9 protein-coding genes are annotated in these 13,474 nt (G+C 32.7%); 3 read left to right on the top strand and 6 right to left on the bottom strand.

The window, feature by feature from the left end; genetic code table 11:
- Positions 1-40: 40 nt before the first annotated feature.
- Together FHK87_RS21420 and FHK87_RS21415 are read right to left on the bottom strand one after the other, a co-directional pair.
- Entirely contained in the window at positions 41-1,333 is a 1,293-nt protein-coding gene (locus tag FHK87_RS21420) for an acetyl-CoA hydrolase/transferase family protein (RefSeq protein ID WP_140596533.1), read from the bottom strand.
- Between the two features lie 100 nt (positions 1,334-1,433).
- The gene (locus FHK87_RS21415) at positions 1,434-1,853 is read right to left on the bottom strand and encodes a CBS domain-containing protein (RefSeq protein ID WP_140596530.1); all 420 of its coding nucleotides are present in this window, start codon (positions 1,851-1,853) and stop codon (positions 1,434-1,436) included.
- Positions 1,854-2,211: 358 nt separating this feature from the next.
- Between FHK87_RS21415 and FHK87_RS21410 the strand changes: the two genes are divergently transcribed.
- Positions 2,212-2,913, top strand: a complete 702-nt coding sequence (locus tag FHK87_RS21410; protein ID WP_140596708.1) for a Crp/Fnr family transcriptional regulator — start codon at positions 2,212-2,214, stop codon at positions 2,911-2,913.
- A 57-nt stretch (positions 2,914-2,970) separates the two neighbouring features.
- Here the strand turns inward: FHK87_RS21410 and FHK87_RS21405 are convergent, their stop codons facing one another.
- The 4 genes from FHK87_RS21405 to FHK87_RS21390 form a co-directional block, all read right to left on the bottom strand.
- Positions 2,971-4,227, bottom strand: coding sequence for a hypothetical protein (locus FHK87_RS21405; protein ID WP_140596528.1), 1,257 nt, complete (start codon positions 4,225-4,227; stop codon positions 2,971-2,973).
- Positions 4,228-4,229: 2 nt separating this feature from the next.
- The gene (locus tag FHK87_RS21400; protein WP_226294359.1) at positions 4,230-7,064 is read right to left on the bottom strand and encodes an FAD-binding and (Fe-S)-binding domain-containing protein; all 2,835 of its coding nucleotides are present in this window, start codon (positions 7,062-7,064) and stop codon (positions 4,230-4,232) included.
- Between the two features lie 6 nt (positions 7,065-7,070).
- Positions 7,071-8,789 (bottom strand): L-lactate permease, encoded by a 1,719-nt coding sequence (locus FHK87_RS21395; protein WP_140596522.1) that lies wholly within the window; start codon positions 8,787-8,789, stop codon positions 7,071-7,073.
- A gap of 754 nt (positions 8,790-9,543) precedes the next feature.
- Entirely contained in the window at positions 9,544-9,843 is a 300-nt protein-coding gene (locus FHK87_RS21390; RefSeq protein ID WP_140596519.1) for an ArsR/SmtB family transcription factor, read from the bottom strand.
- 341 nt (positions 9,844-10,184) lie between these two features.
- Here FHK87_RS21390 and FHK87_RS21385 point away from each other — a divergent pair, with 341 nt between their 5' ends.
- Positions 10,185-12,911, top strand: coding sequence for an ATP-binding protein (locus FHK87_RS21385; protein ID WP_140596517.1), 2,727 nt, complete (start codon positions 10,185-10,187; stop codon positions 12,909-12,911).
- Positions 12,901-13,272 (top strand): response regulator, encoded by a 372-nt coding sequence (locus FHK87_RS21380; protein ID WP_140596514.1) that lies wholly within the window; start codon positions 12,901-12,903, stop codon positions 13,270-13,272. The genes FHK87_RS21385 and FHK87_RS21380 overlap by 11 nt, the downstream gene beginning before the upstream one ends.
- Positions 13,273-13,474 lie beyond the last annotated feature (202 nt).

The following is a 13,474-nucleotide window of genomic DNA, read 5'->3' as shown; positions in this document are numbered from 1 at the left end:
ATTAAAAGACGATAATCAATAGCATTAACACGCCAAGAAATCAGAGCAAAGCATAAACATTACTCCCAAATCGATGAAATGCAGCTTTATCTAATTCTTCCCTAAAATCAGGATGCGATATTTTTATAAGTGCCTCTGCACGTTGCTTCAGGTTTTTGCCAAACAGATTCGCTATTCCATATTCTGTAACCACATAATGCACGTGGGCTCTTGTGGTAGTGATCCCTGCTCCTTTTTTTAGATAAGGAGTAATTTTTGAAATCCCTTTTGTTGTCATAGAAGTCATTGCAAAAATAGGTTTTCCCATATCAGATAAAGATGCTCCTCTAATAAAATCCATCTGTCCCCCTACTCCGCTATACTGTTGATTTCCTATAGTATCCGCACAAATTTGACCTGTCAAATCTATTTCTATTGCACTATTTATGGCAGTTACTTTTGGATTACGTCTTATAATAGAAGTATCATTAGTATACGCCGCCTCTTTAAAATGAACCAAAGGGTTATCATTGACAAAATCGTATAATTTTTGTGTCCCTACAGCAAAACAAGTCACAATTTTTCCGTTTTTTACGACTTTCTCTTCACCTGTAATCACACCTTGTTCTACCAATGGTAAAATCCCATCCGAAAACATTTCTGTATGTATCCCTAATCGCTTATGATTTCTAAGGTTTGATAGTACTGCATTTGGTATATTTCCAATACCCATTTGTAAAGTTGCTCCATCATCAATCAGACCAGCTACATTTTTACCTATCCGCTCTTCTATTTTGGATATAGGAGTTCCTCCCGATATACGTAATGGTCGTTCTCCATACACCATACAATCTATATCTCTTACATGAATAACACCATCTCCATGCGTTCTGGGAACATTTGGATTAATTTGTGCTATTACTTTTTTAGCAGTCTCTACTGCTGGTAATGTTATATCAACAGAAGTTCCTAATGAACAAAAACCATGCGCATCGGGTGGAGAAACCTGTATGAATGCAAAATCAAGAGGTAAAATCTGACTTCTGAAAAGCAAATGGATCTCACTTAAAAAAATAGGAATATAATCCCCATTGCCTCCATTGACCGCTTTTCTAATGTTACCACCCACAAAGCAACTATTGATCTTAAAAGAATTACAAAAAGGTTCTTGCGTATATATAGCATCACCTTCTGTATGTACTTGGATGATCTCTATATTACTTAATTCTTTGTGTCTTTTACACAAAGCATCTATTAACAAATTGGGAGTCATTGCTGCTCCTTGAAAAAAAATACGCTGTCCAGATGTTACTTTTGACACTGCATCTTCTGCTGATATCGTTGGTAATGACATAGTTAAGAATATCGTTTATAAAGTTTTATTAATTAAATCATTGGTATAATGACACACACTATTTCGATCATTATAAATCAAGTCAATATGCATAAAATGGTTAGTACTGCTCTAATAGATAATTAATAAGATCTGTAGTGGTAACAATACCTACTAATTTTTCATCATCTACAACTGGTAATGCATGAAATTCTTTTTCAGAAAGCATTTCTGCCACTTCTTTTATAGTCGTATTAGAGTTTACACTTATTAAATTTTTGGCCATAACTTGTCCAATAGTAAACATATTATACACAACAGTTTCAATATCTTGTTCATCACTGTATACACCATCTGCAAAGCTAATTCGTAGCAAGTCTGTAAAACTCAACATCCCTACTATATTAGCTCCATCGATCACAGGAATATGCCTTATATTATTTTTTTTGAAAAGCTCTTCTGCTGTTTCTAACGAATCTTTTAAAGTAAGTGTAATGACATTTTTTGTCATTATACTAGAGATTGGTGTTCTTTTTTTCATCTATCTTATTTTTAAAGTTTTTACTCAAATAAAAATCTATTTATTAATATCTGTATGTATTATAATCAAATCAGATTTTACAATTTGTTATACTAAAAGTAGTCGATTACACATTCTAAAAAGATGATTTTTGTCAGTAAACAAGGTCTTGTTAGTAGTTTACACGTTGAACTATTTATTATGAAAATTTCTATTATTAATTCACAGATTCAATATCAATGATGAAAATTTCCCAATAAACATCACAAATTCATGATCATAACAATCTTTTTTTGGTAGCAAAAACAGATCTCACATGAAGATTTTTTTTGTGTTTGTTCATACGTTAGTTATATTTAGAAAATTAGTCAGTATAGGGATGGAAGATCACTCAGAGAGTAAATGTGAGAATTGTATCATTAGACAATTAAATTCACTCAAAGCTTTAAATAAAGAAGAATTAAAGAGTATCTCAAATAGTAAAGTAACCAGATCAGTAAAAAAAGGAGAATCGATTTTTGCAGAGGGTGAAAAACTAAAAGGGGTATTTTGTGTACGTAACGGAGTTTCTAAACTGTCTAAAATGAGTGATAATGGCAAAGACCAAATTGTAAAGATCGCAACAAAAGGCGAGGTACTAGGACAACGATCTGTAATCACTCAACAAAAAACAAACTTAAGCGCTATCGCTCTAAGCGATATGGAGGTTTGTTATATTCCTAAAAATCACCTTTCAGACTATATTAGTAATAATGTAGAGTTTACAAAAGCCATCTTACTTCAAATTGCAGACGAGCTCAAATTTGCTGATAACATCATTGTGAATATGGCTCAAAAAAACGTAAAACAACGTATCGCAGAAACATTAATTTATCTCGAAAATAATTTTGGAGTCGATCGAGAAGGGTTTATTACAATGACACTTACTCGAGAAGATATTGCAAATATTGTTGGAACAGCAAAAGAGGCATGTATAAGAACCTTAACCGCTTTCAAAAAGGAAGATTGGATTGTTACCGAAGGGAAACGCATAAAGATAGCAAACAAAAAAGCCCTCAACAGATTAGTTGAAGGTCTTTGATGCTAACACAAAGATTAATAACAATTAGTACTATTCAGTTTAGATTAACAGTTGATATCAAAAACTTAATGTTGTCGCTAATAGAAATCTTACATTCGCTACTTCACTAGAATCAGTAAAATTTAATGAAGAATCTGGAACTCCATAAGAAGCTGCATTGTAGATTACTTCTCCACGTATTTTAAATCTTCCTTTACCATATACCAATCTAGGAGCAATTCTATACATATAATCTATGTTTGTACCTCTACCATATATATCCCCGCCAATTTCATCTTCTGCACCATAATTTTCACTATAACCTGCATACAAACCAAATACATATTTTTCTTTAATTGGTTTCAATGTTAAATCTGCCCAATACGCCCCTGTAGCAATATTTGTATATTCGATTTGGCTATCGGTTATATTTTCAACGGCATATCCCCCTATCATTAAAAAGTTAAACATATTCTGACCATAAATAGCACCTGCGCGAAGATAGTTGCCATTTATATTTGCTTTTGCAAAAGCATTAAAATGAAAACTCCCTACTTTTTCGTCTGTTTTAACCTCTTCTCCGCTTGGATTTGTAAAACTAAGCGTAGGTTTTAACCATTTATATCCGGCTGTAATTCCAAAAAGTAAGTTTTTATCTAGCCCTGTCATATATTGTACATTCATTTCAGGAATTCCTGCATTACGAATGTATTCTGTAGATGCTCCATTAGGACCGCTAGATTTAAAATCTAACTGTGACAACGCAGTAATCGAAAAACGATTAGATGCATCAGGCATATAACTAAAACGAACCTGCGGATTACGTGACAATACATGAAATGGAGCTGCCCCACCCCATGAAACTACTTGTGGAAAAACCTCTAATGGAAACATTGGATGCCAATAGAATCCTGACAATAGTTCTGTTTTTTGCCAATTTAATTTTACCATAGCGTGGCGCAATCGAAACAAGCCGATATTATCATCAGTCGACCCTACAAAATCACCCTCTATAAGCCCTGAGACTTTTGCATTTAAAAAATCTGGAGCTGTTATACGTATTGCTGCTCTCGAGTGAATGGCAATCATATTAAAATCTGAAGCATCATTAATGTCTCTTCCATTATCATCTAGCAATTCTTCTCTTGGATACAATACAACATCAGCATCTCTTGCTGATACAGTTTGTCGTGTATCAAAGAAAGTTTCTGTCCAGACAAATCCATTCAATTTTACAGAAAATTTATTTTCTGATGATTGATCTTGTGCTTTACTGCTCAAATGCACTAGAACAAGAGCAATAAAAAGTAATTTGATTTGAAATTGAGATTTCATGTTTATCGGGATTTGATTATTGATTTTGATTCGGTAGCTTCATCGATAAGATTAGTAATCGATTGAAAGTCAATACCACTATGCATAGAGAGTCCTACTTCACAAGTACGACTTGTTGCATATCCTTCTTTTACAGTTTCGGGAATAGCATCTTTTAAGTTTCTTAAGCCATGCGCATTTAGTTCCGGTGTATTAAACCCTTTGTTCCCGGCAAAACCACAACAGTTTGTTTCGGGATGGTATACTTTTGTAGAACATAAATTTGCTATCTCAACAAGACTATCTTCTAACCCCATTTTTTTGAGACTACATACCGAAAAAATAGCTACTTCTTTGTCTACCGGCTTAAATGTTAATCTATCTTTTAGATACTTGATCGTAAATTCTGTAATGTCATATATTTTAAGTCCTGTTTCTTCCAGATTTTGCTTCATTGTATATAAACAGGGGCTCATATCGCAAAGAATAGGGTGCTTACCATTATCACTCGCTTTCATCAAGCTTTCTTTTAGCTTTAGCGTAGCTATATCTGCTGCTTTTTGATATCCTTGACTAGAATACGCCATGCCACAGCAAAGTTTTTCTAATTGATTTGGATAAATAACATCACAATTCGCTTTATCTAATAATTTATGAATCTTATTATAAACTGTTTGATCTTCTTTCTGATTTTTATCAGCACCAAAAGTGCGGTTAATACAGGTAGAGAAATACACTACTTTCAAAGTAGTATTGATATCATTTTTTAATTGTATTTTTTTAAATTTTGATGCTTTTGGCATTTGTGGGCTCCATAATATGGGAGAACCAGTGATAGAGGTTACCGTTCTTACTAAACTTGTCATGTTTTGATCTCCCAAAAGATTTGCTGTCGTATGACCAAGTTTAAGTCCTATTTTACTTCCAGAAGTTGCAGTCGACATATGTTCTGCCACAAATTGAGCAGGCTTATCATTCTGTCTCTTATTTGTTCTAAGTTTTTTTACATAGGCGCCTGTATCTATTTTTACGGGACAAGCAAGAGCGCACAGACCATCTGTTGCACAAGTTTGATCAAAGCCATATTCTATTTCTTTTTCTAATGCTCTTGCTTCGCTTTTCTTTCCTTCTTTTTCTAACCTTGCGATCTCTCGATGCAAAACAATACGTTGTCTCGGAGAGAACGTAAGGTGATTTGAAACACAAGAAGATTCGCAAAAACCACATTCAATACATTTATCAATAATAGGATCCGAAGCAGGTAATGGTTTTAGATTTTTGAGATGAGCTTCTTTATCATCATTAAGGATTACACCGGGATTAAGAATATGTAACGGATCAAAAATATTTTTAATATCCTTCATTAATTGTAGTGCCGTTTCTCCCCACTCTTTAATAACAAAAGGAGCCATGTTACGACCTGTACCATGTTCTGCTTTGAGTGCTCCATCATATTTATCTACAACTAATACAGCCAACTCTTCCATAAATCCTTTGTAACGATTTATTGCCTCGTCGGTATCAAAACTTTGTGTAAAAACAAAATGCAAATTTCCTTCTAGTGCATGACCAAAAATCACTGCATTAGTATAACCAAAAGTCTTACAAAGCTCTTGTAAATCAAGTGTTGCTTCTGCAAGATGATGTATAGGAAAAGTAACATCTTCAATCACTACCGTTGTTCCCAGGTTTCGGATAGCACCTACTGATGGAAATAATCCTTTTCGTATTTTCCAATATTTTGAATATTCATCGGGATCATCGGTAAAAGTGATTGGGATCTCTGCTTTAAGTTCACGTACTGAATCAATAATAGTATCAACATTGGCAGTTAGTGTTTCTTTATCCGAAGATCGAGTTTCTACCAATATGGCAGACGCTCCTTTGCTCAATGTTGAAAGATAATCAGGAACCCCTTCCATATCTTCAACAGACTTCAAACTTGCTCTGTCCATTAACTCTACAGCAGTTACAGGAGCACTCTTGAGCAGTATTACTGCTTCGCATGCCGTTTTTATATCATCAAATATCATCAAAGAACTTGCCTTGTATGGATGATCAGTCACAGTATGATATGTAATATCTGCTATCATCCCCAAAGTCCCTTCTGAGCCAATCATCAGATGTTTGATTACATCTATAGGATCTTCATAGTCCACTAGTGCATTTAGGCTATAGCCTGTCGTATTCTTCATTTTGAACTTTTCTCGAATACGATCACTTAGTATTTTGTTATTTTTTGTGTTTTTAATAAGATTCGATAATCTATCATAGATATCTTTATGTTTCTTTTTAAATGCTTCAATACTTTTTGTTGAAGAAGTATCCAAAATAGTTCCATCATAAAATACTATACGCATATCTGCTACGGTATTGTATGAGTTTTGAGCAGTCCCGCAGCACATTCCACTAGCATTATTTGCTGCTATACCACCTATCATTGCCGAATTAATTGAAGCTGGATCCGGACCAATTTTTCTTTGATATGGTTTTAAATATGTATTCGCTCTAGCACCAATAACACCTGGCTGTAATTTTATTTTTTCTCCATTATCAATGATCTCATGATCTTTCCAATGATTTGCAGTCAAGATTAAAATTGAATCTGTAATTGCTTGTCCCGAGAGACTGGTTCCCGCAGCTCTAAAAGTTACAGGAAGCCCAAGCTTATGAGCCTCTGAAACCAAAAAAGATGCTTCTTCTATAGATTTTGAATCGATAACCATTTTTGGTATCAATCTGTAAAAACTTGCGTCTGTACCAAAGGCAAGTGTTTTTGCCTTACTGGTATGAATACGTTTTACATCAACTCTTTTTGAAATACGTTCAAAATATAATGTATACTGGTCTTTGGACACTATGTTCTATTTTGTAGATTGTATGTAAGTATGCAACTCATCAGTAATACCCATAAAATGAAGCATTACCATTCCTAAAATCCCTGTAAGGATCACATAAAATAAGGTCGGAATAATTGTTTTACGTAATACCGAACCTTCACGCCCAAGTAGCCCTACTGTTGCAGAAGCTGCTACTACATTATGGATGGCGATCATATTTCCTGCTGCTGCCCCTACCGCTTGCATGGCAACCAAAACAGATCCCGGTAAGGCTAGATTCATTGCTGCAGAAAATTGAAATTGAGACAACATCATATTCGATACAGTATTCGAACCGGCGATAAATGCTCCTAAGGCTCCTATCGTTGCAGAAAATACAGGGTATATGCTACCAACTGTTGTAGATACCCATTCTGCCATAGCGATCGGCATACTTGATAACTCTAATCCATTAACATCAGAATTTATAAGAATACGTACCATTGGTATTGTAAACATTAATACAAAGCCTGCACCCAAAAGGGTTTTTGTAGATTCCTGGATGCTACTTTTCATCATTTTTGGCTTCATACCATGCAAAAAGTAAGTCACGGCTACGACGATAACCATCAATCCTCCCGGAACATATAATGGTGCAAAAGAAGTACCTATACCTTTTTCTCCTAAAAGATCCTTAAAAGATATTGTTACTGTTTTTAGAAGGGTATTGATCCCTAGCTCAGGTATCCTACTAAGCACTAGAATTACGGCCAATAATAAATAAGGTAACCAGGCTTTGGCTAACGACATGCTTTTTGTAGTATCTGTAAGTGTATTTAATTTTACTTCTAAATTTCCCATCCATTCTGCTGGCCATTCACTAGAATCTGCAAAGTCCCATGTATTTTTAGGTAACAAAAATTTAGCTTTGGCAGCAGGTACTACAATTGCCAAACCAATTAAAGCCCCTATAAGTGATGGAAACTCTGGTCCAAGAAAGACCCCTGTTACCGCATAAGGAATCGTAAATGCAAGCCCTGCAAATATGGCAAATGGTGCGATCGACAACCCTTCTTTCCAAGATTTATTTTTACCAAAATAACGAGTCATCATTACACACATGAGTAATGGAATAAATGTTCCTACAATAGCATGAATTATTGCTACTTCTGAAGTAATTAGCAGCAAAAATTTATCCCAGTTTGTCCCAGCAGCCAATAATTGCTCTGATAAACTTTCTGTTTTTAATCCTGCATTTACTCCTATAACAATAGGTGTACCTACTGCTCCAAAAGAAACAGGAGTTGATTGAATCATCATACCTATAACCACAGCTGCAATTGCGGGAAATCCTAAACCAACAAGTAAGGGCGCAACAATTGCGGCAGGAGTTCCAAAACCGGAAGCTCCTTCTATAAAACAACCAAATAACCAGGCGATAATAATAACCTGTACCCTACGGTCTTCACTAATATTTGTAAAACCTCTTCGAATTACTTTGAGTGCTCCAGAATATTTTAATGTATTCAAAAGTAAAATTGCACCAAAAATGATCCATAAAATAGATACTGTTGTTCCTAAACCTTGAAGAGTAGATGCTATAATACGTGTAGATGACATATCCCAGCCAAAGAATGCAATCAAGACAGTAACAACAAACACAAAAGGCATTGCCCGTTTTGCCGGCCATCTTAAACCTACCAATAATATTCCTGCTAACAAAATAGGCAGAAATGCTAAAAATGCTTGTAACCCTAAATTCATTTTATCATAATTTAATTACTATTTAATAGAGATATTTAATTAAAGAGTGTAAGCAACCTGTATTCATTTTTTTAACTTAAAAATGAATGCTAAATGATTCAAAAACTAGTTTCAAGTATACTCCTTCAAATAACAACTATTTGAAGTAAGAGTTTGTATAGACTATCTTTTTAGGAATAAAAAAGACAGCATTTCTTAGTACTGGTTTTGATGCTCGATATCAGGTTGTATTATACTTTTTTGAATTAAATACCCGATTTGTTTATGAATGATTACCATTAGAATACAAAAGATTGATAATGGTATATTCAACAACAGCTTATACAAATCAACATAATGGACAAGCCATTATTTGTATTAATTATATGAAGCTTAATAAATTTATCTAGATTAATATGTTCCGAAATTAAACACAAATATCATTATATGCAAATATTTACATATTTAATTTAAAGATTTTGTTAATAAATTGTATAATTATCAAAACCATTTTCATTAAAAAACTGAAAATCAAATAATTAAATCACAACTAGTTTTTAGAAAAGCTTAATACTGAGTCCTTAAAAATTAACAAAATGATAATTTTTTATAATAAAAATTGTTCTATTTTTATTAATTAGGCCTCAAAACAAAGGAATAATTACTTCAGTTTTTAGTAGAATAGATATGATATAGACGTCAAGAAACGTGCTTTTGGTTGTAATTAAAAATGAAGAAATTATAAAATACGAATTTTAAATATGAAGATCATGCATTAATTACTGCCTAAATTTGAGATATGATGAAAGATCTCGATCACATTTTTATTTTCGATAGAGTAATAAATTTTTGTCCCTTCTCTTTTTGATAAGACTACATTAACCATCCTCAAATTTTTGAGATGATAAGAAGCAACAGATTGTTCTACTTCTAATATTTGATAAATATCTGTAACAGAAGATTCTCCTTTTTTAAACAATAATTCTATGATAGCTAATCGTATAGGGTGAGCAATTACCTTTAGTATTTCGGCACTTTTATCCAAAACCTGAAAACTTGTAAGATCTTCTCTCATTCTATTACTTTTTAGCTTTATAGATTAACAATAATCGATAATATCAAACATTTATATATTCAAATATACATAAATACTAGTAGTTGGATATAAAGCTTTGTCATAATTGATTGATAAAGGTTATATTTGAGTTACGTAATAGTATCTATAATGAAAACCGACAGAAAAACTAAGCTTATTGTTGTTGCCTTATTTTTCTTTTTCCTGTTTAACTTTCCTTTTATAGGGATTATTGATGACACTTTACTATTTGGCTTTATGCCTCTTATATACGTCTATTTCTACACCCTTAGTTTGATCTTGATTGTACTTATAAGTTTGATCATAAATCGTAATAAGAAATGATTTCACTTTGGCTTATAATATTGATATGTGTTGTATATCTTGGCGTACTTTTTTGGGTTGCTTATTATGGAGATAAAAAATCTGCAAAAAAAAGTATTGTAAATAATTATTTTGTCTATGCTTTATCGCTAACTACCTATTTTACTGCATGGTCTTTTTATGGTAATGTTGGTAAAGTGGCAACTTCAGGAATCAGTTTTATTACTACTTATATAGGTCCTGTAGTATTATCACCGCTTTGGATCATGTTATTCAAAAAAATAATACGAGTTTGTAAACGTGAAAAAATAAGTAGTATTTCTGATTTTATTGCTACACGTTATGGAAAAGATAAATTCTTGGGTAATTTGATGACAATCATGATTTTTATTTTTATCATTCCATATATTTCAATTCAACTAAAGGCCATTTCTACTAGTTTTCATATTTTGATCGATGCCTCTGATCAAAATGTAATTTCTAATAAAATACCCCTTATTATTGCTATCATCATGTCAATATTTGTTATTCTTTTTGGAACAAGAAATACAAGATCTGAACAGGTAAATGAGGGAATGGTATCTGTAATTGCATTTGAAGCCATTTTTAAATTAATCGCTTTTATTATTGTCGGGGTTTATGTTACTTATTTTATTTTTAATGGTTTTGGTGATATTTTTTCGCAAGCTGCCGAAAAAGATATTTTAGGTCCTGTTGTTAATATTCAAGATAGTTTAGAAGGTGGATATTGGGATTGGTTTTCGTTGATTATACTATCGTTTTTTGTTTTTATGTTGCTTCCAAGGCAATTTCACTTGATTGCACTCGAAAACAAAAATGAAGAACATGTAGAAAAAGCTTCCCGGATTTTTCCTTTATATCTACTTGCTATTACTCTATTTGTAGTTCCTATAGCAATTGCCGGTAATTTGTATTTTGCAGGTACAGGTTTTAATGCTGATAGTTATGTATTGCGTTTTCCTATAGAAAGAGGTAATAATATTTTGGCGACATTAGTATTTTTAGGTGGGTTTTCTGCTGCTACAGGAATGATTATTGTAGAAACTATTGCCATATCAAAAATGCTCTCTGACCACATTTTCATTCCATTACTTCTAGATAATCTCAAGGTTTTTTCTACAACAAAACTACAACAAACGATAGCATTTTGTAAAAAAATCAGTATCCCAATAGTATTGTTATCGGCCTATGCATATACTGTAGTAATAGGAGAAGATTATCCACTTGTAGAGACAGGTCTAATTTCTTTTGTTGGAATTGTACAATTGGCTCCTTCATTTTTTGGAGGACTCTTTTGGAAAAAAGCCAATAGAACAGGAACTATTTTAGGTATCGTTGCAGGATTTTGTATTTGGTTTTACACCTTACTTTTTCCTGCTTTTATCCAAAGCGGACTTATACAAAACACTTCGATTATATCTGATGGTCTTTTTAATATTGCTCTTCTAAAGCCATATGCTTTATTTGGATTAGACAACCTTAATAACATATCGCATGGGTTCTTTTGGAGTATTACTTTCAATGTTTTCTTATACATTACCGGCTCGTTGTTTACCATCCCGAAGGGGATTGAAATACAACAGGCAAATAAATATATCGATATCAAGGACCCCAATGAATATCGTTTTAGAAACCGCTATAAAAAAGTATATTTCTATCAACTATACGAACTTATTATCAAATTTATAGGTTCAGAAGAAACCAATATCTATATTGATCAATATGAAAAAGAATATCAAAAAAAATACAATAGCAAAGATATTTTAGAAATTCATTTTGTGGATTATATGGAGAATATCTTGTCGGATTACATCGGGAATATTTCGGCAAGGATTGCAATTTCAAAGTTACTTAATGAAGAGCCTTTGAACCGAAAAGAATTAATAGAGATCTTAGAAGAGACAAAAGATGCAATTACACACAGTAAAGCACTTACTATCAAATCTAATGAGCTTGAGCGTATTCAAAAAACATTACTGGAAAGTAATGAAAAATTAAAAGAAATTGATCAAATCAAAGACGAATTCATTCTAACCATCTCTCACGAACTAAGAACACCTATCACATCGATTCGATTATTGTCTGAAATGTTATATAATGAACCTGAATCATATATGGACAAAAAAGATGTGTTTCTAAAAACTATCATTCAAGAGAGTGAGCGATTGAGCGATCTTATTGATGATACACTTTTACAAGAAAAACTAGAATTAGGGCAATTAAAATGGGAATATGATCATTATCCAATACATGAATTAATTACTAATGCTGTGAATGCGGTGTTACCAATATCAAAAGACTCGGGTATAACTGTACTTAATAATATACAAAATGATAACCATACCATTGTCTATGCAGATAGAAAACATCTAGAACGTGTATTTATAAATATTCTAGTTAATGCAATCAAGTTCAATGATCCTGAAAAAGAACTGCAAAAAATAGAAGTTTCGCTCATCAAAGATCAAAACTCTATCACCATATGTATAGAAGATAACGGTATCGGAATTGCAAAAGAAAACCACAAAAAGATATTCAACACCTTTGTACAAGTGCAAAACAAAAGGCAAAAAATAAAACCAAAAGGTAGCGGTCTTGGACTGTCTATTGCAAAAAAAATTGTAGAACATCACAACGGTGTACTCAATGTTGATAGTAAAATTGATCGATATACTAAGTTTTTAATAACTTTACCTCTAAAATTAAGTGACAATGGCTACTGAAAAAATCTTGATTGTTGATGATGAAAAATCTATAGTGTTAGCTGTAGAGAGTATTCTTTCTACCAAAGGCTACACTGTAGAAAAAGCATACAATGGTAAAGAAGGATTAGAAATAGCAAAAACATTTAAACCCGACCTCATCCTTCTTGATGTAATGATGCCATTTGTAGATGGGTTTGAGTTTTCAAAGCTAGTTCGAAGTGATGAAGACTTGCAAGACACAAAAATTATATTCATCACTGCCAAGGGAGAAATTAACGACAAAAAGGATGGATACTCAAAGGGAGGTGACGACTATATTGTAAAACCGTTTTCTACAGAACAATTATTGTCCCGAATTGAATTTTTATTAGGCAAATAATAGTATATCCATAAACAAATTCTTTCTTCATTACTGGCTAATTAACCGGATTAAAAGTATCTAAAAATGTATAACTGCTTTGAGTTCCAAAAAGTAAAGAGTAGGTAGACTATACATCATTTTTAAGCTTATCTATAAGGCATTCTTATCCAATCTTTGGATCAAAAGATGAAACTTATTTTCATATTTTTTTATGTGATAA

The sequence above is a fragment of the Aquimarina algicola genome (genome assembly GCF_006443095.1).
Taxonomy (GTDB): Bacteria; Bacteroidota; Bacteroidia; order Flavobacteriales; family Flavobacteriaceae; genus Aquimarina; species Aquimarina algicola.
Note: the sequence above shows the minus strand (reverse complement) of the source record. Positions and strands in the feature narration are given on the sequence as shown.